Source organism: Sulfurimonas sp. HSL-1656, assembly GCF_039645585.1.
In the GTDB taxonomy this organism is placed as follows: Bacteria; Campylobacterota; Campylobacteria; order Campylobacterales; family Sulfurimonadaceae; genus Thiomicrolovo; species Thiomicrolovo subterrani.
Window position 1 is genome coordinate 1,711,980 of sequence record NZ_CP147915.1, and the last position, 21,636, is coordinate 1,733,615.

Annotated in this window: 21 protein-coding genes; 12 read left to right on the plus strand and 9 right to left on the minus strand. The window is 56.4% G+C overall.

The genetic code is table 11. From position 1 onward, the window contains the following. Positions 1-3 precede the first annotated feature (3 nt). Both WCX49_RS08970 and WCX49_RS08975 read right to left on the minus strand, forming a co-directional pair. Positions 4-975 (minus strand): phosphotransferase, encoded by a 972-nt coding sequence (locus tag WCX49_RS08970; protein ID WP_345984753.1) that lies wholly within the window; start codon positions 973-975, stop codon positions 4-6. Beyond that, positions 968-2,059, minus strand: coding sequence for an anhydro-N-acetylmuramic acid kinase (locus WCX49_RS08975; protein WP_345984754.1), 1,092 nt, complete (start codon positions 2,057-2,059; stop codon positions 968-970). Before WCX49_RS08975 ends, WCX49_RS08970 begins: the two co-directional genes overlap by 8 nt. A 56-nt stretch (positions 2,060-2,115) precedes the next feature. On the opposite strand from WCX49_RS08975, the gene WCX49_RS08980 reads away from it, so the two are divergent. From WCX49_RS08980 to WCX49_RS09005, 6 genes are all read left to right on the plus strand, one after another. After that, on the plus strand, positions 2,116-2,970 hold the full coding sequence (locus WCX49_RS08980) for a DUF808 domain-containing protein (RefSeq protein ID WP_345984755.1): 855 nt from the start codon (positions 2,116-2,118) through the stop codon (positions 2,968-2,970). A gap of 245 nt (positions 2,971-3,215) precedes the next feature. Continuing rightward, positions 3,216-3,782 carry an MltR family transcriptional regulator gene (locus WCX49_RS08985; protein WP_345984756.1) on the plus strand — a complete coding sequence of 189 codons (567 nt, stop codon included), beginning with the start codon at positions 3,216-3,218 and terminating at the stop codon, positions 3,780-3,782. Between the two features lie 99 nt (positions 3,783-3,881). Further along, on the plus strand, positions 3,882-4,826 hold the full coding sequence (locus tag WCX49_RS08990; RefSeq protein ID WP_345984757.1) for a hypothetical protein: 945 nt from the start codon (positions 3,882-3,884) through the stop codon (positions 4,824-4,826). Between the two features lie 117 nt (positions 4,827-4,943). Continuing rightward, a complete protein-coding gene (locus WCX49_RS08995) occupies positions 4,944-5,786 on the plus strand; it encodes a GIY-YIG nuclease family protein (protein WP_345984758.1) in 843 nt (280 codons plus the stop codon). An 84-nt stretch (positions 5,787-5,870) separates the two neighbouring features. Then, on the plus strand, positions 5,871-6,155 hold the full coding sequence (locus WCX49_RS09000; RefSeq protein ID WP_345984759.1) for a hypothetical protein: 285 nt from the start codon (positions 5,871-5,873) through the stop codon (positions 6,153-6,155). A gap of 84 nt (positions 6,156-6,239) precedes the next feature. Beyond that, complete coding sequence (locus WCX49_RS09005) at positions 6,240-6,665, plus strand: hypothetical protein (protein ID WP_345984760.1); 426 nt, start codon at positions 6,240-6,242, stop codon at positions 6,663-6,665. A gap of 39 nt (positions 6,666-6,704) precedes the next feature. On the opposite strand, the gene WCX49_RS09010 is transcribed toward WCX49_RS09005, so the two are convergent. Both WCX49_RS09010 and WCX49_RS09015 read right to left on the minus strand, forming a co-directional pair. Then, complete coding sequence (locus WCX49_RS09010; RefSeq protein ID WP_345984761.1) at positions 6,705-8,189, minus strand: sodium:solute symporter; 1,485 nt, start codon at positions 8,187-8,189, stop codon at positions 6,705-6,707. Then, on the minus strand, positions 8,189-9,898 hold the full coding sequence (locus tag WCX49_RS09015; RefSeq protein WP_345984762.1) for a glycoside hydrolase family 3 N-terminal domain-containing protein: 1,710 nt from the start codon (positions 9,896-9,898) through the stop codon (positions 8,189-8,191). The genes WCX49_RS09010 and WCX49_RS09015 overlap by 1 nt, the downstream gene beginning before the upstream one ends. A 109-nt stretch (positions 9,899-10,007) precedes the next feature. Here WCX49_RS09015 and WCX49_RS09020 point away from each other — a divergent pair, with 109 nt between their 5' ends. Next, on the plus strand, positions 10,008-10,313 hold the full coding sequence (locus WCX49_RS09020; RefSeq protein WP_345984763.1) for a hypothetical protein: 306 nt from the start codon (positions 10,008-10,010) through the stop codon (positions 10,311-10,313). A gap of 15 nt (positions 10,314-10,328) precedes the next feature. Here the strand turns inward: WCX49_RS09020 and WCX49_RS09025 are convergent, their stop codons facing one another. From WCX49_RS09025 to WCX49_RS09035, 3 genes are read right to left on the minus strand one after another with little or no spacing between them, the layout of a single operon-like run. After that, a complete protein-coding gene (locus tag WCX49_RS09025) occupies positions 10,329-10,535 on the minus strand; it encodes a hypothetical protein (RefSeq protein WP_345984764.1) in 207 nt (68 codons plus the stop codon). 36 nt (positions 10,536-10,571) lie between these two features. After that, entirely contained in the window at positions 10,572-11,045 is a 474-nt protein-coding gene (locus WCX49_RS09030) for a hypothetical protein (RefSeq protein ID WP_345984765.1), read from the minus strand. A gap of 12 nt (positions 11,046-11,057) precedes the next feature. Next, positions 11,058-13,445 (minus strand): S8 family serine peptidase, encoded by a 2,388-nt coding sequence (locus WCX49_RS09035; protein WP_345984766.1) that lies wholly within the window; start codon positions 13,443-13,445, stop codon positions 11,058-11,060. Positions 13,446-13,659: 214 nt separating this feature from the next. Here WCX49_RS09035 and WCX49_RS09040 point away from each other — a divergent pair, with 214 nt between their 5' ends. From WCX49_RS09040 to WCX49_RS09050, 3 genes are all read left to right on the plus strand, one after another. After that, complete coding sequence (locus tag WCX49_RS09040; protein WP_345984767.1) at positions 13,660-14,868, plus strand: hypothetical protein; 1,209 nt, start codon at positions 13,660-13,662, stop codon at positions 14,866-14,868. Between the two features lie 145 nt (positions 14,869-15,013). Next, positions 15,014-16,027 carry a hypothetical protein gene (locus WCX49_RS09045; protein ID WP_345984768.1) on the plus strand — a complete coding sequence of 338 codons (1,014 nt, stop codon included), beginning with the start codon at positions 15,014-15,016 and terminating at the stop codon, positions 16,025-16,027. Further along, positions 16,020-17,003, plus strand: coding sequence for a hypothetical protein (locus tag WCX49_RS09050; protein WP_345984769.1), 984 nt, complete (start codon positions 16,020-16,022; stop codon positions 17,001-17,003). Before WCX49_RS09045 ends, WCX49_RS09050 begins: the two co-directional genes overlap by 8 nt. On the opposite strand, the gene WCX49_RS09055 is transcribed toward WCX49_RS09050, so the two are convergent. Continuing rightward, entirely contained in the window at positions 17,000-18,355 is a 1,356-nt protein-coding gene (locus tag WCX49_RS09055; protein ID WP_345984770.1) for a GNAT family N-acetyltransferase, read from the minus strand. The genes WCX49_RS09050 and WCX49_RS09055 overlap by 4 nt on opposite strands. Positions 18,356-18,466: 111 nt before the next feature. On the opposite strand from WCX49_RS09055, the gene WCX49_RS09060 reads away from it, so the two are divergent. Both WCX49_RS09060 and WCX49_RS09065 read left to right on the plus strand, forming a co-directional pair. Further along, entirely contained in the window at positions 18,467-19,000 is a 534-nt protein-coding gene (locus WCX49_RS09060) for a YaeQ family protein (RefSeq protein ID WP_345984771.1), read from the plus strand. Beyond that, positions 18,991-19,797: a fructosamine kinase family protein gene (locus WCX49_RS09065; RefSeq protein ID WP_345984772.1), complete on the plus strand. Its 807-nt coding sequence runs from the start codon at positions 18,991-18,993 to the stop codon at positions 19,795-19,797. Before WCX49_RS09060 ends, WCX49_RS09065 begins: the two co-directional genes overlap by 10 nt. On the opposite strand, the gene WCX49_RS09070 is transcribed toward WCX49_RS09065, so the two are convergent. After that, positions 19,765-21,630 (minus strand): pyruvate kinase, encoded by a 1,866-nt coding sequence (locus WCX49_RS09070; protein ID WP_345984773.1) that lies wholly within the window; start codon positions 21,628-21,630, stop codon positions 19,765-19,767. The two genes, WCX49_RS09065 and WCX49_RS09070, sit on opposite strands and share 33 nt — an antisense overlap. Positions 21,631-21,636: the final 6 nt, after the last annotated feature.

Consider the following 21,636-nt stretch of genomic DNA (forward strand, 5'->3'; position numbering starts at 1 on the left):
TTTCTATTGCGCTTCACCCTTCGCCGGAAGCGGCGGCAGTGTCACCCGCTCCAGCAGCGCCGCCAGCGGCTTCGTCTCTTCGTAGCGGTTCGCCGCCTCGATGGTGTAGCGCAGCGTCAGCGGCAGGTCGCCGAGGTAACCCGGTTTGCCGTCGCGGAGCCAAAGGCGCGCAAAGATGCCCAGCACCTTGATGTGGCGCTGCAGCCCCATGAAGTCGAACCATTTCAGGAACGTCGCGTCGTCGGCGACGATGCCCGCCCTGTCCCGGAAGCGCAGCGCCAGCGCCGCCATCTCTTCCGGTTCGAAACGGATGTAGAGGTCCTTGAGCAGGGAGACGAGGTCATAGGTCACCGCCCCCTTCATGGCGTCCTGGTAGTCGATGACCCCGGTCTCGTCCGAGGGCGTCACCATGATGTTGCGCGAATGGAAATCGCGGTGGACGAAGACCCCCTGCGGCTGCGACAGCACCGTCTCCGAGATCGTATCCAGCACCTCTTCCAGCATCCGCTCCTCCTCTTCACTGAGGGTCATCCCGAGGTACTTCTCCAGGAACCAGATCTTCATCAGGTCCATCTCAAAGTGCAAAAAGGCCTTGTCGTAGAGCGGCAGCCCCTCGGCATCCGCCGCCTGCATCTTGACGATCTCGTCGATGGCGCTGCTGTAGTAGGAGTCGAAATTTGCCTCGTTCAGGACATTGAGCAGGGAGCGTGAACCGAAATCCTCCAGGACGAGGAATCCTTCGTCCCTGTCTTCCAGGTACACCTGCGGCGCCTTGACGTCGACACCGAGCAGCCTCTCTGTCACATCGAGGAAAGGGACAAGCGACTCCTTTTCCAATGAGGCGTCCATGACGATGAGCTTCTCCCTCCCCCGGCGCAGCCGGAAATAGCGCCGGAAGCTGGCGTCGGCACTGGCGACTTCCACCTCCCAGTCGCGGTAGGGCGTCTTTGCCAGCCACGCTTTTACTTTATGCATATATCCCCCCGAGGATCGTATTTTGCGACGCGCCCGTCACGCTGGAGAGCTCGACGGCCTCTTCGTTCATGCGCTTTTGAGCCAACCAAGCGAAGGCCATCGCCTCCATCCAGTCGCCGGGGATGCCGTATTCGTCGGTGCGCACGACCTCGACGCCTTCGAGCAGCGAGGCGATCCGCCCGCGCAGGTAGACGTTCTCCGCCCCGCCACCGCAGAGCAGCAGCCTCGACGGGGCGTATTTCGCGGCCTCCTGCGCAATGCTGCGCGCCGTCAGCTCCGTCAGGGTCGACAGGAAGGCGTCGCTGCGCATCCCCTCTTTGACAAAGCGCTCCGCCCAGGCGGCGTTGAACTGCTCCCGCCCCGTGCTTTTGGGTGCCGGGCGCGCAAAATAAGGGTCGGAGAGCATCGCGCCCAGCACGTCTTCGTCTACTTCCCCCCGCTGCGCGATGGTGCCGTTCTCATCATAGGAGCAGCCGAACTTCTCCGCGCACCAGCCGTCCATCAGCACGTTGCCCGGCCCCGTATCGTACCCCAGCAGCGGCTCACCGATCACGGTGATATTCGCCATCCCGCCAATATTGACGACGAGGGTGCGCCCTTCGAGCTTTTCAAAGAGAAAGCGGTGAAAGGCCGGGGCAAAAGGTGCGCCCTGCCCACCCAGGGCCATATCTTTCCGGCGGAAATCCGCGACGGTCCGTATGCCCGTCCGGGCGCAGACGATGTTGGGGTCCCCCAGCTGCATCGTAAAGGGGTTGGGGCCTACGGGGCGGTGCCAGAGCGTCTGGCCGTGCAAGCCTATTGCCTCGATCCGTTCGGTATCGAGGTGGTGCTCGCGGATGAGCGCTTCCACGGCGTCGGCGAAGAGGATGCCCAGACGGTGGTCCAGCTCCCCTATCTCCTCCAGCGTCGTGTTGCCGCCGATAACGCGGAGCAGGTCCGCACGCAGCTGCGCGTCAAAGGGGTAGGCCAGCGACGCCGCCAGCTCAATGCCCTCCCCGTCCACGGGACAGAGCACGACGTCGACCCCGTCCAGGCTCGTTCCCGACATGACACCGATATAACACTGTTTCGAATCAAAGCTCATTTTCATTCCTACCGATATGGTACTATATGCATCTTCAACTTCCGCAGGAGAGTCCTATGACAGGAGGCTTTTTCGCCATTCTCGACGATATCGCGGCGCTGCTCGACGACACGGCCGTCATGAGCAAGGTCGCGGCCAAAAAAGTGGGCGGCGTCCTGGGCGACGACCTCGCCGTCAACGCCGAACAGGCCTCCGGCCACGCCAGCGCGCGCGAACTGCCCGTGCTCTGGGCCATTACCAAGGGCTCTTTCCGTAACAAGGCCATCATCCTCCCCGTCGCCTTCCTGCTCAGCGCCTTCGCCCCCTGGGCCATCGTGCCCATCCTGATGCTCGGGGCGGCCTACCTCAGCTATGAAGGGGCGGAAAAAGTCCTGGAATACCTCCGGCCGGGTCATCATGGGGAAGAGCAGAAAGGCGCCGTCGACGAGGCCGCCAAGATCACATCGGCCATCCGCACGGACTTCATCCTCTCTATCGAGATCATCGTCATCGCGCTGGGCGTCGTCGCCGGGGAAGCGCTGACGACCCAGATCCTCGTCGTCACCCTGATCGCGCTGTTGGCAACAGTGGGGGTCTACGGCATCGTCGCGCTGATGGTGCGCATGGACGACATGGGCTTCGCCCTGGTCGGTTTCAGCCAGACAAGCACGGGCACAAAGGCCGCGGTGTTGAAACGCTCCGGCCTGCTGCTGGTACAAGCGATGCCGAAGCTCATCAAGGCGCTGGGCTACATTGGCACCGTGGCGATGCTGCTGGTGGGCGGCGGCATCTTCGTCCACCACGTAGAGTGGCTGCACCACGCCCTCGCGTTTATGCCCTCCGTCCTGCCCGAACTCGCAAGCGGCCTGGCCGCCGGAATGCTGCTGGTGGCGCTTGTCCTTCTCTGGGAGCGGCTGACGCAGCGGAGCTGATCTCCTCCTTGCCATTCACGTGATAGTACGACAGAATGTCCTCCTATCTAAATCAATCCTCCATGCAAAGAGCAAAAAATCTTAAGTAATACTCTGTAGAATATGTGAAAATATGTCATTTTGTTGAGTTACAAAAATCTTTTTGTGATAGCAGAACACTGTGAATGTCTGAATATCTATTAAGATTCCGACAAATGAACATCGTTTTGGTATCAATAAATAGTTAAGCAGAAAGAGAAAACATTATGAATGCAGAAGAATTTTTCAAGAAAAAAATTGACGAAGTAAAAGTATTTAGATCAGCGCTCTCAACAGAAACGGACAGGGGGTGTGCGCTATTTGCCTCCTCTTATCTTGACAAAGCCTTGTCCGATCTTCTCTATTGTGCTTTGGCTTACGATAAAAAGATTGAAAATGACTTATTTGAAGGTACGGCACCGTTAGCTGCTTTTTCAGCTCGGATAAAAATGGCCTTTTATCTTGGGAAAATATCAAAAGTTGAAAGGCGAGATTTAGATTTAATAAGAAAAATTCGAAATGAGTTCGCTCACAATGCAGATGCTATAGATTTTGAAGAAGAGAAAATAAAGAACCAGTGCAGAGAGCTATCATTCTCATATCATGATAACGACCATCGTCCTAGAGGACATTTTACTGCTGCATGCATGGGGTTGCTGGTTAATATCCACAATGAAACATTGTTGAGCCAGGCTCCAGAAATTAAAGCAGAAAATGCTCCCAGCGAAGAAAAAAAACAAATGATCAGAGAGCGTATACAAAAGTTGGCTGATGAGACCGACAATAATGCTTAACAAATCAGAGGAGACCAATCAAAAACCCGCGGGCGGCTTTTTGATTGCTCATTTTAAACGTTAGACGAATATGAATAGATTCAATCAAAGGGATTTTAAATGAGAGAAGCATATATTGGATTATCAACACCAGTAGGTTTCGACTATCTTAATACTGCAACAAAGACTAAGGCAGATCAAACCAGTTCACCAAATCCAATACTAGATTCACCATTCGGACTAATGCTTCTTTTCGATAAGCTAGTCTTTCTCTCAAAAAGTTTATGCCCAGAAAATATGCGTAACCTCCCCTTTGTTGAATTTCTCGATGAAAATGGTTCTCTTCCTTTTGTGAGTGAAGAAGAAATAGAATTAGCTATTACAAAAATACGAGAGCAAAATAATAGCCGTATGAAAACCGGTATTTCATTTCAAACAGCAATACAAGAGGCTGGTGTTTTGGATGGGATAATGGTAGACAACCATACCCACAGTCTAAAGATAGGCAATTATGTTGGTTATGCGAACTCCGACGAATACAACCTAGCTATCGACTTGCTTTATTTGTCTAAGCTTCAAGGAAGAACCATAGAACTTGTGACAAATTCCAGATTGCGACCAACACATAATCTCCCAACTGAGACTTGGGCTGGGGCTAAGCTTACTGAACTACTGGTCATTGATAATATTTCAAATTATTTAAGTCCGAAGGGACCATACCATCCAGTGATTGATGAAGTAAGAGAAAATAAATATCTTGATGAATTTAGAAAATGGATTATTAGTCAAAATGGCTCAGCATCTATCACTGAAGTGCAAGATATGAAAAAACAAGTGGAATATGCAATACAAGATGCTCAAGACAAGCTCTTTTTGCGCCATTTAGACCCTAAACGTCATTTTCTAACTATTGGTGAAGCAATGCTAGGAGATTTAGCGGGGTTAGTTTACCCACTAGCGGGTACGACAAAAGCCACTGTTGAGGTAGGCAAAGAAATCATCAATCCAACTGTGAATAAATGGCAGGGTTTTATAGTAAGTGCAAAACAGCAAATTCGGAAGTAAGTTGCTGTCTAACAAATCAGAAGGAATCAATCAAAAACTTGAGGACGACTTTTTGATTGGTCATTTTAAACGTTAGGAAGAAGGAGATTAATTTTGGGTAGGAAGCTAACCATATATATGCTCGACGGATCGGCAACTGGTCCAAAGACCATCGAGATTGGCAATTGGTCTGGAAAGGCGGTTTTTTCTCCCCGAGCAATGCTTAAAAGTATGTTGACCCGCCCTGAATTTGATTCCCCAGGTATTTATTTTCTTCGTAGTCAGAGCGAATCATACGAATTCGATGAAAGCATCTACATTGGCGAAGCCGAGGAGTTGAGAGCTAGACTCAAGCAACATATAGCTGACCGAGATTTTGAGTCGGTAGTCTGCTTCCTCAGCAAAGATGAGATGCTTACAAAAGCTCACATCAAATATTTGGAGTCGCGGCTCATCGCGCTTTCACGGGAGGCGAACAGCTCCTTTATTGAAAACAACAACAATCCCAAGGGAGCGCGGCTGTCAGAGGCGGACGTGTCCGATATGGAATACTTCATTGAACAGATACGGCTAATACTTCCAACAGTGGGAATGAATTCACTTGTCATCGCTGCTCCCCATGCCACCACATCAACTGAGTCTGCTGCGTGTGAAGCCACCTACAAGGTCAAATCAAAGACTCTTGACGCAACGATGGTTGAAACAGAAGAGGGGTTCGTAGTAAAGGCAGGATCTCAAGCAAGTCCAAAAACGTCAAAATCCATCGCCGAAGGCTGGCTCAAGATCCGCAAAAAACTTGTTGATGCGGAAGTTCTTCAACAAGAAGCAAACCAGCTTGTGTTTACTGAAGACACAATTTTTTCGTCCCCAAGTGCGGCTTCATCGGTTATTCTAGGGAGACAGGCCCCTGGACCAATCTCCTGGGTCAACGCCAATGGTCAGACCTATAAAGAAGTACAAGAAGGCACGTCTGATACCTAACAAGTGCATCAACGCAGATTGCATTTTCCGCTGGTGCTCCAAATGCAACCAGTTACGCTAGTCGTTATGTCATTAAGGAAATAAATGAATAAAATAGATCTAGAAAATTGCAATCAACTAAAATTTCTACATAAAGATCGTATTTATACGGTCAAAGGCTGTTCAGATATCAAAAGTTTTGCTTTTGATTTTTCAGCGCAGGATTATAATATTTATGATGACTATGGTGCTCCATTAAAAAGGAGAAGGGAATCCCTATTGGACGAGATAAAAAATGACGGAACACATGTAGAGATTCAAGAATCCTTACTCAAAAACTATCCAGAATGTTTTATATTACCTTGCAATACAGAAGATGAAGAGACATAACAAATCATAGAAGGCCAATCAAAACCCGCGAGTGCTTTTTGATTGGTCATTAGAAACATTAAACATGCAAAGACAAAATAAAAAATGAATAAACAAATGTTTAACTGTACTTGCTTAGGTAAAGATGGGGAACGGCGTCAATATCTATTTTCTCTTCAAAAAAGTGGCGGATCAACTTGGATGGTATGCATGTATGACACTGATAGGAAAATAATTGATGACGGACTTGATTTAAAGTTTACTCCATTTACTGATGATGCATTTCGCATTACAGACATGTTTATTAATAACCAAGCATATCGTTCTCACGGAATTGTTGAAGCAGTTATTTGTAAAGTTTCGCAAATCTTAGCTAAAACCATTGTTTCAAGTGGAAAAGATGTTGACAAACAAGATTATCGGAGTCCGGCTTCTGATAGCTTTTGGAAACGTGCAAAAGAAAATGGATGGGCCGAGTACATAAAACCAGATGATCGGTATATATGGTGTTCATCGTCACTGTGTGATTAATAAGATGTATAACAATCAAAATAAGAGCAATCTCAAACGTCACTCGTCCCTACCCCCGAACTGCATAATCACAAACGCCACCGCTGTCCCCCCGACGAGCTGATCGGCCAGGGAAAAGGCCCCGCCGAAACAGTAGGGCTGCAAAAGAAGGACCGTGATAAAACCGCCGCCCAGGGCCCACGTCACGGCCCGCGCACTTCCGCGTTTCGTAAAGAGCGCCGAGGCGTAGACGCCCAGCAGCCCGGCATAGGCAAAGCTCATGACCCCCAGTGCGAAACTGACCAAAGGCAGGTCCGTCGCCCGCTGCCAGTAGTAGCTCACGACGGCCATCGCCGTCAAAATGAGCGCAAAGAGCAGTACCGCCGTCCGGGCGGCGGCCACGTAGTGGCGCTCTTCCGTCACACCCCTTGCCGTCTTCCAGGGGCGGTAGATGTCTTCCACCGCCACCGAGGCCATTGCCGCGAGTACCGAGTTCGTCGAGGAGAGCGCGGCGGCGATCGCCCCCACCGTCACGAATCCGCGCAGCCCCGCGGGCATTTCGTTGAGGATGTAGGTCATGAAAATCGTGATCTTCTCCCCGCTGAACTCCTGCACGGCGCCGCCGCCGATGCCGGAGAGTTCCGGGTGGTTGTAGAAGAGGTAGAGCAGCAGCCCTATTGCCAGGAAGAGCAGCACGACCGGGATCGTCATGACGATGGAGACGACCAGCGCCCGGGAGCCGTCGCGGCCGTTTTTGCAGGCCAGCACGCGCTGGGTCATATCCTGGTCCAGGCCGTAGGCCGCGATGTTGAGCAGCAGCCATCCGCCCAGCAGGCTCCAGATGCCGAAATTCCCGGCCGTGTCGATCACGGTCAGTTTTCCCTCGGCATTCAAAACGTCATACATCGTACCGATGTCCGTCTGCAGCGCGCCAAAGAGGTAGATCAGTACGGCCACCCCCGCCCCGATGTAGGTCACGGCCTGGATGACGTCGCTGTAGATGACCGACTTCACCCCGCCGAAGTAGGTATAGGCCAGCGCCCCCAGCACGAGCATAATGATCGCGGCAAAGAGGTGCAGCGGCGCGATGTCGGCGAAGACGATCATCGAAACGGCCAGCGCCCCGATGTAGAGCCGCGCGCCGCTGGCGAGGACCCGCCCGACGAGGAACATGACGCCCGCTTCCCGTTTGGCCTTCGCCCCGTAGCGCTGCTCCAGCAGTTCGTAGACGGTGACGGCGCGGATGGCGTAGAAGCGCGGCACCAGCACTTTGGCAATGAAAAGCACGGCCAGCAGCGCGGAGACGTAGAAGCCGACAAAGGTAAGGTTGCTTCGGTAGGCGTACTCCGGACCGCCCAGGAAGGTCGCCGCCGACTGCGAGGTCGCCAGCACGGAGACGGCGGCCGCGAGCATCGGGACGCTGTTCCCGCCGACGAAGTAGTCGCGCGATGAACGGATGTTCACGCGGGAGAAAAGCCACGAACTGAAAGCGAGGATGGCAAAGTATCCGCCGAAGACGGTCCAGTCGAGGGGGGAGAATCCCATCAGCGCGCTTCCGGCGGGGCTTTCAGGTGCAGGTCACTGACGGCGCTGCGCACCTTCCGCATAAAGGCCTCGCCCGGGTCGCTCTTTTCCGTGCGGTATCCCTTGTCCCGTTCCCGCCACAGCGGGGTCGCTTCCATCCTGCGGTATTCATGGTGGCCTATGAGGTACTCCATGTGCGGGTACTTCCCGGCGAGGTAGCGCACCAGCGCGATATTCGCGCGCAGCTGCGCCGGGGTAAGGTCCTCTTTGGCATTCCCCTCCCCGCCGACGTTCTCGATGCCGATGCTCTCAAAATTGAGCCCGATGACGTGGCGCGCCATCCGGTTCTCCGGCATCAGGCGGTAGATGGTGCCGTCCCGGTCGACGAGGAACTGCGAGGAGACGTTGAGCGCACCTGCGGTCGCGATGTCGCCGCGGCTTCCGGGCAGCAGCTCCGGCTGCAGGCGCGCAAAAGAAGACTCCAGCCCCATATCGGCCGTCCAGTGCAGCACGATCACTTTCGGGTCGATCGTAATGTCACTCACGTCCATGCCGTAGTGCTGTTTGATGTACTGCTTCGTCAGGGCAATGCGCTGCGGGCCGAAAGCGATGGGCTTGTCGACGATTTTCGGCGCGCCGATGCCGTAGGCGTCGTAAAGCGCATTGATACGGCGGTTCGACTCGGCGATCCGCTCGCGGGAGATCCGCCCCGCTTTGACCTCGGCGTAGATCGTCTCGACGATCCGGCCGAGCATGTTGCTGCCGAGCTGGTTTGCAAAGAGCAGCATGTCCACCCCGCCGTTGATGGCGAGGCGCACCGTCTCTTCAAGGCTGTAGTGTTCCGAGATCGCCTTCATCTGCAGGTCGTCGCTGACGATGAGCCCCTTGAAGCCCAGCTCGCCGCGCAGCAGCTCCGTGTTGATCTTGTGCGAGAGCGTCGCCGGATAGTCGGGGTCGAGCCGGCGGTTGAAGACGTGGGCCGTCATGATCATGTCCGCTTTGCCCTCGTTGATCAGGCGGCGGTAGGGTTCGAGCTCTACGGGCGTCCATGTTTCGCTTACGTCCACGAAACCTTTGTGCGAATCCCCCAGGGAGGAGCCGTGCCCGGGGAAGTGCTTCAGTACCCCGACGACTTTTTTCGCCCGCAGGGCATCGAGCATTATTCCCGCGTACCGCGTCACCTTTTCCGGAGACTTGCCGTAGGAGCGCTTCAGTCCGACGATCACCGTGTTCTCGGGGTTCGCCGCCAGGTCGACGTCGGGGGCGAAATCCGTATTGATCCCGGCATCGGAAAGGGTAGTCGCCAATGTCCCGTATACCTGCTGCGCGTACGCCGGGTCATCCCGCATCCCGACGGCCTCCGCCGAGGGAACCTCAGGAAAGCCGTAGGCGGGTTTCAGGCGCGCGACCCGGCCGCCCTCCTGGTCCACGGAAACGAGCAGCGGGGCGGTGGCAAAGGCCTGCAGCTGGGCCGTCAACGCGGCGAGCTGGCGGGGTGAACGGATGTTCTTCGTCCGTTTCAGGTCCGGGTAGCCGAGGTCAAAAAGGATCACGCCGCCCGGTTTGTACTGCCGCAGTTCCCGCACGAAAGGGTCAGAGGCGTCGAGCGTTTCCGCATCGAAACCGACAATGAGCATCCGCCCGATCTGCGCTTTGAGGTCGGCGTCGGAAATCTCCGTCGCACCGAGAAGAAACAGGGGAAGAAAAAATAAAAGTGTAAGTATCCGCATGCCTCGCATTGTACACACTCATTTTGGATAATGCGTTTAATGAAACGGCACTACCAATGGCGGCGGAAATAGTGTACAATAGTTATATCCCACTGAAAGGAGCGATACCATGTCCGCACATAAAAAAGAGGAAGAGGTCATCGAAGAGAGTCAGAAAACCGTAGAGGGCTACCGCGCCGAGATCGAGGCCCTGAAAGAGAAAGCGACACACTACAGTGCCGAGGTCAAAGCCGAGTTCGACAAGCGCCTGGAGGAACTGGAGAAGATGTACGCTGAAATGCAGGAGCGTTACGCCGCATTCAAGGACAAAACGGAAGCCAGATGGGATGAGACGAAAGCCTTTGTCGTCCTGACCAACAAAGCGCTAGCCCACTCCTACCACTATTTCCTTTCCCATTACAAGAAAAAAGGGTAAGCGGGCGCGAAGGCGCTAGAAAAACTTCGCGTCCTCCATCTCGCCACGCAGTCCCCTGCGTTTGCGGGTCTCTTCGCGCCGTTTGACGGCAGCGTTGGAGGGGGTTTCCGGATTGGAAAAAACAGCCTTCCCGTAAAGCACACACCCCTTGTCTCCGGGATCGCATGTTTTTTTCAGCAGGTCGCACAGGTCACCGTGTTGGTACGAACAGGTCCAGCCCATTGTCACTCCTCCGGCATTTTTTCATCATTATAGCGTCTAATAGACTGTGACGGGCAGCACCCAGTCCGGCTCCGCCGACTCGACGCTTTGTTGCTGCAGAAGTGCATTGGACTTCGTGATATCGTCACTGTCGCTTTGATTGATAAAAACGGCACTGCGTCCCCCGATGCCGAAACTGCGGCGGAGTTCCAAACCATTTTCCGCCGCAAAAGCCTCCGGGTCCACCCCGGGAACAAACCGGACGACGATACGGCCTGTCGTCACATGGCGGAACGCCGCTTCTCTCACGCCTCTTTTGTAGAAGACCTCCCCGGCATGCGGTGCTTTACCAGTTGCCTGGCGTGCATGTTCCGAAGCAGCCTGCTCGGCCGGATCAAAGGTTTTCGCTTCCGCCCGGACAAAAAGCGTCTTTGCGCCCTGGCTGCTCAGTAAAATGCGGGAGTGCCCGACCGTAGCCGCAGCAACCATCCCGGCTGCCATCAGGCTCACTACCATATATACCATTTTCATCACTGCCTCCTTTTAATGACCGCTGATCTGTATGCCCCAGCTCACCAGCGAACCGATATAGCCGCTTCTGAGGTCCATGACCTTCAGACGCCATGTCCCCTGCGCAGGTTCATCCATACACCGTACGGTTGAAAAACGCCAGTCATCATACCGTTCCGCAGCAAGAATATAGTTTTCACCACCGACGGCCAGGACACTCTCTGTTCCCGACGGCGAGATCAGTATGATGCGGAGGTCGTCAATGCGGTAGTGGTCCGTCGTGATCCAGAGATCGACATGCTCCACCGTCATGGCTTCGCTCACCTCCAGGGTACGCTCAATGCCTGTTGTATTGGCATCGGGAATCTCGATGCCGTTGCTGTCGCCGTACCGTATGCTCGTCTGTTCCGCACCCAGGGATGCAAACCCCTCTGCCATGGCGACGGCAGCCGCGGCATCCACGATGCCGAAACCGTATTTGTCGTTGATATGCAGCCCGGCCCCGTTTATACTCCAGCCCGTGTCGGCCGTGTCATTTCGGCGTGCGCTCTTGGCCAGGATATAGCGGACATCCCTCCGGGTCAGTGCCGGATTGGCCTGAAGCATGAGCGCACAGACCCCGGCCACCGACGGACAGGCCGAAGAGGTCCCGTTCATGAAACGGGTGTAATTACCGTCGGGGTTGTTCCCCTCCAGCGAGGAATCGCCGAGAACGTTCCCGTCACCGTCGTACTTGATATCATGCCCGATACCGAGGCCCGTCAGATCCGTCGTCACGATAGCGGGTGCTGCCAGCCCGTATTCACCTCCCGTCCCGGCAACAAGCACGTTCGCCCCCGTACTGGAATAGGAACTGAGCGTGCCGGAGGCATTCACGGCGGAAACGGTAATGGCGTATTTGCTGTTATGCAGGCTGGAGGTGTTGGCATACCCTTCATGGTCCACCGTACGGTCATTGCCGGCGGCAAAAACATAAATGGCCCCTTTGCCGTCACGGCCGTTCACGGCCCCCTCTTCCAGCGCGTCTTCCATCACCGCCCCCCAGTCGGTCAATGCAGCCGAAGTGATAGGCCCCCAGCTGTTGGAAAAGATGGCGATCCCGCTGCGCAGGAAAGCATCCGCGAAATGGGAGACCCTTCCCGTCGCCAGTACATTTAAACCGGCCAGCCGCGTCATCGGGGCAACGCCCCGTACACCGAGTGTGTTGAACCCCTGCGCTCCGATAATCCCCGCACAGGAGGTACCGTGGTAGCCGATATCACTCGTCAGCGGCACGGGGTCGTTCGAACGGGTTCCATAGTGGTAGCTCATGGTCAGGTCGAGGCTGTTTTTCAAGTCGGGGTGCCCGGACTCGACGCCGGTATCGACGACAGCGACGACTACATCACCGCTGCCAGCGTAGGCTGTCGGCACGGCCTCAATGCCGATATCCTCTCCGGCGGTGCCGCCGTGCAGCGCTCCGCTCGTCTGCCCCGTGTTCTGCAGGTGCCACTGGTAGGGAAAAAGAAGATCCCCCTCCACGCTTCCACCGTCTGCCGGGTCCGTACCGCCCCAGACCTCGGCATAGTCATTGACCCCGTCACCGTCACTGTCGGGCAGCCCGGCATCCGTACCGACAAGCTGTTCGAAAGCATCCATAAGCCCCTCATGGTCGGAATCCTGTTTCCAGAGCCCCGTATCGCCCGCATACAGTCCCTCGCCATAATCGCCGTCGGCCAGCGCCCTGTAAATGTCCGGATCATTCAGAAAGTCAAAGTGTGCAGAACGGTTGTTCTCGACAAAGGAAGGATTGAAACGTGTCAATGTCGACGCATCGACCGTGCCGCCGGCCGGGTCGGTAACGAAAAGTTTTTCGGCAGTCCGTTCAAGGATCATCGTAATCGTGGACGGCACAAAGAGATGGCGTTCCGCCGCCACGGCAGCCGCCGCGGAACTGAAAAGGTTGACCGACACATTGCCCTCACGCAGCGCACCGAATGCCGCATAGGCATAAAGCGGCCCGGCGAAACTGCGCTCAGTCCCCTCGATGACAAACCCGTCGCCGTCGGGATCGATTTCCCGACCACCGGTCACTTTCAGAAGCATCATTGTACTCTCCGAAGGCAGGGCCGAAAGTATGAAAATATGGGTTGCCGAAAAGCGCCCGGCGACCCGCTCGGCGAAAGGGCGCAGTTTTACTGCCGTGGCATTGTACTCCGTGCCGTCCTGCAGCGGGTCATACCCGGTGCTCTTCGTCCGGAAAAGCACGGTCCCCGCCAGGCTCATCACTTCGATATCCGCGTCGCATAGCGCCCCGGTGACAGCGGTACTGCCACCGATAACTACTGTAACCGTCTCGACCGGTGTTTCCGGTTCGGAATGCGAACCGCTTCCGCATGCTGCCAGCAGAAAGAGCACCGATAGCGTATAGATAAACAGCATTCTTTTTCTTAAACAGCGCATCTTCATCTTTTTACACCCCCTTAATCCACTGCAACATACATATAATAATTTTTCAATTTACTTTAATTATAGAACATTGCAGCTTCACAACAATAAAATAGCTTTTTTTAACGGATTCAGACGGCTTCAAGCAAACTTTAAGCTTGGCATTCATAAACTAATATTATCTCACTATACACACAAGGGGTGTCCTATGAAATATGTTGGTTTAGTTGGAATTTCGGTCGCGGCTGCGGCTTTGATTATGAGCGGCTGCGGCAGCAGCAGCTCCTCGGGTCCGTCGGCTCCGTCAGAGCTCAAAACCAAGGCTACCGTTGACCTCTCCACGGTAGAGAACGCATTGGCGCTGCTCGGAAGTGGTAGCATTACGGCGGCATCTCCGGCAAGCGCGGCGGTCGCCAAGGTCAAAACGGCGATCAATGTAAAGGCGGCAGCCGCTGCCGGCAGCGGTCAGGACAGCTACTCATACACCTACGACTGTGGTATCAGCGGTACCTACTCCTACTCGTGGGAAACCACTTACGAATACCTTGATAACGGCGGCTGGACGGAAACTTATAAGGGCAAATACAGCGCCAACCACTGTATCGACAACTACAGCACCACCATTAACGGCGAACCGACCAACCGCCGTTTCGAGAACGGTGGCGGCAGTTATTCGCACATCGCAACCTACAGTAGCGACGCGAATATGTCCAAAGAGACGTGGGCATGGAGTGACAACCACAGCTACGGCTACGACAACAACGAGACGACGACGTCACGCACCTATACCTACGTTAGCAGCGGAAAAGAGACCTGGGAAGCAGACGGTGACTACTTCGACGCCGCCGGCGTACCGGCCTGGAGCGATACCTGGCAGTATGTGGGCACTAATAAGCGGGTCGATGTCGACAGCAACGGTGATGTCATTGATGGCTGGAGAGACGTCTTCAATGAGAAATGGACCGAAATGGGTGCCCAGGACGGTTCCCACCACAAAACAATGGTCGACGGCTTCTACAGCTACTATGAAACCAATGCAAGCGGTGTCGAGAGCATGACAGGGGGCGCATACTACAACGACTTTGTCGTGGAAACCTACACGAGCGGCAGCGAAGACAACATTACAATTAGCGGTACCTACGGTACGAGCTGCCTCGGCGGGGCCGTTACGTTCAGTACCAATACAGTCGTCCAGTCCAACCAGGATGACTACTTTGACGGCGGCGGTGCTCACGGCAGCGACGTTCTCCCGTATGCCGGCAGCGTCAGCGTCAGTGCCGGCGGCAGCGCGATGGTTGACTTCGACGCCAATGCATCCATGTACTCGACAGTCACTATTAGCGCAACGGACGGCAATGCAACCTACAGCAGCTGGAGCGACATTCCGGTCGGCACCTGCGGTAGCATGATGCCGTAACGCTCCATGGCATGCAGCAAGGTGGGTCACTCCCCCTTCTGCACCATGCATCCTTTCCCGACTTTCGGCCTCTGAAGTATTTTTAGAGAGTTCTAAGTCCCCATCCACGATAATCCAATATCTTTACAAGCGAAAGCATCTATATATGACCACCATTTTACAACTGGCGGGCCTGCCCGATTCCAATGAGATCGTCCTGGAGACAACGGATGAAACGGGTGCACGCCGTTTTCTCGATTTCAACTGGGTATCCCCCCTGCTCGAACCGCTCGACCCGGCCCGGTTCCGCCACCTCAAACTGCTCTACGGCGGTGCCGAGAACCCGGTCAGCGTCAACATAAGGCCCGACATCGTCTACAACAGCATCAGCGACCCGGAACGCTGCATCCTTGCACTGGACCGTGCGCAGCATGCTGCACGAAGCAACCCCTATCCCTTTATCAATACGCCGGTCAATATTCCCCGCATCCGCCCCGACCGTCTCTGTCAGACCGTTGCACCGATAAAAGGGATTGCGGTGCCCAAAACCCTCCGTCTGACACCGCATTCGCTTGCCGACGTCCGCAAGACACTGGAGACAGACGGTCTGAACACCCCGATCCTCTTCAGGGAAGCCGCCGCGTACCCGGAACAGCCCAACCACTTCATCCTTGAACGTTTCGACGATCTCCACGCCCTCGAACGTTTCGCTTTCGACGGCCGGGCCTACTACGCCTCCTCTTTCACCGACTACCGTTCACCCGACGGCTTCTACCGTCTCTACCGTTTCTATGTCATCGGTGACACCGTACTGCCGGGCCACCTCATCATCTCCGACCAATGGTATATCCGCAATGATGCCGAAGCCCACAAGGGATTGAAATCAGACATGAGAATACTCCTTAACGAGGAGAAAGCCTTTCTCAAAAAGTTTCAGAACAGGAAGTTCCCGGCACTCTCCCTGCTCAAAAAGCAGCTCGGCCTTGACTATTTCGCCGCGGAGTGCGCCATCGACGAAAAGGGGGAACTCCTGCTTTTCGGTCTTGACTGTAACGGGCACTATGCCGACGGGACAAAGGAACAGGGGTATCATTCGCCAGAAGAGCTCGAGCGGTTCAACCGGGCGGTCGAGGAAATGCTCCTTGCGAAACGCTATGCGGTAAAGGCGGACCATGCTTAAAGTACTCAATCCCATCGGCACCCCCGACAGCGGCCGGGCAACCGTCATCTGGAACAACGGGGATCCCCGCCAGATCCGGATCAATTTTGCAGGGACCAATAGCCTTGTCAGCCTCATCGACCCGCAACAGTACGATGTCATTCCCATGACCTTCGGAGGGCAGCACCCCAAACAGCTCGTTCCGGAAAAAGCCGATGTCATCGTCAATTCGCTCTGCGACCCCGACACCAATGCCGTCGCACTGCATCAGCTCGAAAAGGCGCTGGAGCGGCTGGCGATCCCCGTCATCAATCCGCCGGACCTCACTTTTCAGACGACCCGGGAGCAGACCTATGCGCGTTTGCACGGCACCCGGGGGCTCATTGTGCCGAAAACAGTCCGGCTCGCGCCGCGGAAGCTGGCAGAGATCCCGGGTCTGATCGCGGAGCACGGCCTGGAGTATCCCTATATTTTCCGCTCGGCTGGCGAGCACGGCGGCGGGGGAATGGTCCTGGTCGAAAGCGAAAAACAGCTGCCGGAACTGGAACGTTTCGCCTTCGACGGCAGGGATTTCTACGCCATTGCCTTCCGTGATTTCCGTGACGAGGACGGCCTCTACCGAAAATACCGCCTCGTCGTCATCGACGGCTGCGTCTATCCGCGGCACCTCATCGTCTCAAAATCCTGGAATATCCACTCGGAAACACGGGAGGAGATGATGAACGACTCTGCCGCCCGTCAGCAGGAGGAGATCGCCTTTCTGGCAGCCCCGCCCGCGCAGCTCGAAGCAACCTGCCGCCATATTCATGAAAAGCTGCCGCTCGATTTCTTCGGTATCGACTGCCACCTCGATGCGGAGGGGAACATGTTCATTTTCGAGCTCAACACCTGTATGCGGATCGTCGGCGGCACCCCCATCCCCTACCAGGAAGCCGCCCTCGATGCCATCAAAACGGCCTTCAACGCGCTGATAACGCGCAAAGCGGCGCAGGCTTAGGCAAGCCCCATCATCGCACGCGTCTCTTCGGGGGTTGCGAGGCGCCGCTGCATCTCTTCCGCAATCCGCGCAACGCGCCGCACCAGCGCTTCGTTGGACGCAAGCACCTTCCGCTCGTAATCGTAATGGATATTATCCTCAATCCCGACACGGACGTGCCCTCCCGCAGCGATGGCGGCCGTATTCATCGGCAACTGGAAGCCGCCAAGCCCCGCCCCGGCCCAGACAGAGTCTTCCGGAAGGGCCTCTGCAATCATCGCCAGATTGCCGAGTGTCGCCGGTGCCGTGTTGAGATTGCCGAGCATGATATTAAAATATTTCCGCCCTTCGATGATCCCGTGGCGTTCAAGGTACTTGGCCAGGTTGACCATCCCGTAATCAAAGACCTCCATCTCCGGGCGGATCCCCTTCTCCTTCATTGTTATCGCCAGTTGCTCGACCATATTGATCGAGTTGGCACTGGCCCCCGAGAGAAAATTGAGCGACCCGAGCGTCAGACTCGCCATATCCGGTTTCGCCGCTCCCGTCAGGTGCAGCACTTCGGAACGCCGTTCGAAATCGCTCCAGTTGCGTCCGGATGTCGTGACGCAGCAGACCATTCCAGGCCGCTCCCGCCGTATCCCCGTCAGAATCGTTTCGTAATAACGGGCATCCGGCGTCGGCTGCCCCGTTTCGTCCCGGGCGTGAATATGGACAATCCGCGCCCCGGCATCGTAGACACGGATCGCATCCGCGATGATCTCCTCGACATAAACCGGTACATGCGGTGTACTCACCTTCGTCGGGACCATGCCCGTCAGACAGACATTGATCATCAGCGGGGGGTACGGGTTAAGCGGGTGCGGATCGTTCTCGGCAATATAGGCTGCAGCCGCAATATCCCGCTGCGCCTTCGTCTCAAAATGACGCACAAGGTCCATCCGCAGCGTTGTCCAGTGGGTAACATCCTCAAGGCTGAAGGAACAGAGCTTCTCCAGGCGGCCGACAACCTCGTAACCATAGTGCTTTCGGTACCAGACGATCGTCTCGGGATGGTCGGCATTGGTCGTGACGTACTTCACACCCGCGTCGTACATCGCCTCCAGCCGTGCATTCTGGAGTGCCTTTCCGATGTTCATGCCCTGAAATTCGGGGTATACGCCCAAAAGTGTCGTTTTCCCCTCTTCCGGCGCAAGGATCTTGTAACCGCCTGCGCCGATGATACGGCCGTCCTCCGTCCGTGCTACGTAAAAACAGGAGAGGTCCAGCTCTTCCATTTCGACGGAGGGGACATGGTGCATATTCCAAGGCTCCATTACGTTCAGGATCGCATTTCTATCGCCTGCTTCGGCTTTTTCGATACGGTAGTCCATCTGTACCCCCTAAGATAAGTTATTCTACTGTTTTATGACGCTGTTTTCCATTATACCGCCCCTGATCCGGGAGTGAAGTATAATGACGCACCGCATTTGCAAGGAGAACCCATGGCGCTGGGCGCAACGATCTACAAAGTATCCCTTTCCATCTCCGATCTCGACCGCCACTTCTACCATGACTTCGACCTGACCGTCGCCCGCCACCCCTCCGAAACCGAGGAGCGGATGATGATGCGCCTGGCTGCCTTTGCCCTCCATGCCGACGAACGGCTCACTTTTACCAAGGGGATCGTCCAGGAGGATGAACCTGACCTCCGGAATACAGATTATGACGGCACTATCCGTCTCTGGATCGACCTTGGACAGCCCGACGAGAAGCGCATACGCAAGGCGTGCGGCCGCGCAGACGAGGTGATCATCTACACCTATTCCCGCCGTGCGGCCGACGCGTGGTGGCGCCAGAACGGCTCCAAACTGGCGCGTTTCGGCAACCTGAAGGTCATTCAGCTCGATGCGCAGGGCGACGCCGAAACCTTTGCAGAACGGAGTATGCAACTCCAGGCGCTGATCCAGGACGGCGAACTGCTTCTGACCGACGAACGGGATCGGCAGCTTAAAATCACGAGGGAGTCATGGGCGTAAGAACGATCCGGCTCGGCAGCAACTCCATAGCGACCATCGATCTTGAAACGGCCGAAGACGGCACGCAGCGGATTATCAAATCCTCCGAAGACCCCTTTGTGCTGGAGGCGGAAGCGACGATGCTCGAACACCTCCGGCCCCACCTGCGGGTGCCAAAGGTGTACGAGCAGAGCGCAGGGCGCCTGGTCATGGAGTACATCCCCAACGACGACGCCTGCAACGGCCGCTGCGAGGAGGAGATCGCCGACGCCCTGGCCCACCTGCACAGTATCCCCGCCCAGGGTGTCTTCGGGTTCGGCTCCGACACGACCATAGGCCCCTTCCGCCAGCGCAACCGGCCGCGGATACGCTGGGTCGACTTCTACCGGGAGATGCGGGTGCTCGACTTCGCCGCCAGGGCCTTCGACGAAGGGCAGATCGACAAAGCACTGCTGGGGCGTATCGAGAAACTGGCGGCCGACTTCGAGCAGTTTCTGGACGAACCCGAGCACTCTTCCCTGCTGCACGGCGACGTCTGGGGCGGGAACATCCTGACCCGTGACAACCGCCTCGCCGCCTTTATCGACCCGGCGTGCTACTACGGCCACTTCGAGATGGAACTCGCTTTTATCGGGATGTTCCACACCTTCGGCGAAGCGTTCTACGCACGCTACCGCACTCACCGTCCCATCCCGGAGGGCTTTTTCGAGCAGCGGGCCGATCTCTACCGCATCTTCCCCTACCTCGTCCACATCCGCGCCTTCGGCAGCGGCTACCTGGCGGGACTAGAGGCGATCCTCCGGCGCGTCGGCTACTGACCAGAGCGTCTCTTTGCGCAGGAGCTGCCGGTTTTTACGAAAGCTCTGGTGTACCCGGTCCAGAATCCGCAGCAGCGCCCCCGCCGTATCGATGGCAAAGGGGCCCTTGTTAAGCATGACGCACTCCGCCCGCCCCGCCATGGCTGCATCGGTAATCTCGGCACGGCTGGGGAGGTTGTTCTTCATCTGGCTCTCGAGCACCTGTGTCGCCCAGATGACAGGGAGGTGCGCCGCGCTGCAGAGATCGAGCAGGCTCTCCTGGATGGCGGCAAGGTTCTCAAAGCCGGTTTCGATCGCCAGGTCTCCCCGGGCGATCATCACCCCGCTTTTCTCCCACACCAGCAGCTGCTCCAGGATACGCGGCATCCTGTAGACGGCGTGCCGGGTCTCGATCTTGGGCACGATACCGATGTGTTCGTATCCCTCAGCACGCAGCAGGCCCTGGAGGTCGGCGACGTCCCGGTCCGTCTGGCAAAAGGAGAGGCCGAACATATCGGCATAGTGTTTGACGGAGCGCAGATTCTCCCGGTCCGCCGGGGTCAGGGCCGGGATGTTGAGGTAGGTGTCGGGCAGGTTGATCCCCTTCTCCTCCTTGAGCAGCGTACCGCCCGGTTTCGCCTGGGTGACCGTGCAGAGCACGCCGTCGGCCTCCTTTTCATTGACGAAGAGACCGATCTTGCCGTCGTCGATGTAGACCCTGTCGCCCGGGCGAACGTAGGAGGCGAACGCCGGCAACGTACAGGAGATGTGCGCCGGTGCGACCGTCTGGCCGGTCTCGTCACGGATCGCGGCACATCCCTCCGCATCCGTCGCGGTAATGCGCAGCAGGTCCCCCGTAAAAAGCCGGATGCGCTCGGGCTGTTCGACACAGCCCGTCACAAACCCCTTTCGGGCGCCGGCCGATACCGCACAGTTCTCGTCGACGGCGACCTTCTTGCTGATCGCGGCCAAAGCCCCGACGTCGTCAATCTGCCTGATCGTCATCTTGGCATGCCGTCCGTTGATGTCCGTCACCTTCAGCACGTCACCCGCTTCGAGCGTGTCGAAGTAGGTACTCTCCAGCGCAAGCTGCCCCGGGATCCTCGCGCGGGTATTGGGATCGGTACGCTCGGAAAAGGTCTGCGCCGGTGCGGGCCGGATCATGATCATCTTTTCGCGCTTGTTGCTGCCGAGCACGACAGGCAGCTTCAGCCGTCTGACCCGCCCCGTCCGGATCTTCGGTCCCGCCAGGTCGACAAAGATCTTCAGCGCTTCCTCCGCCGGACGCGTTGCATTCAGCGCCGTAATCACATCGGCCATGCCCTGCCAGACGGCAGGGTCATCGTGCGCCGTATTGATGCGGAAAACGTTGACGCCGGCTTCCGAGAGCCCCCGGATCAGTTCCCCGCCGTTGCGGGCCGCGTCGGAGGGGAGCGTCACCATAACGGCCGTCGTCTGCTCCGCCGTATCCGCAGCACTTTTTCCGCCGAAAAGGGCCAGGCTGTTCTGTGCGGTCATCTCCTGGGCCGCGGCGATGCCGAGGTGGTGGAATGCCGCCGTCTCTTCTGGCGAGATCTCCCCCAGGCCCAGCGAAGAGGAGAGCTGGTCATAAAGGGTATCGACACTGGCGGCGACGTGGGCGTAGGAGCGTCCCAGCGAGGAGAGCGAGAGCAGGAAAAGTTTCTCCTGCAGCTCCGTCCAGTCTTTAGAACGCAAGATCAGGTATTGCCTCAGGTTGAGAAGACTCCGGTAACGCGGATGGTTTCTATCGGTCCCGTGGCGGGCCGCAAGCAGATCGCTCCGCAGCTCTTCAAAGGTGTCCAGGGCCGATTGCATCAAAGTTCTGTCCAGCATACCAAC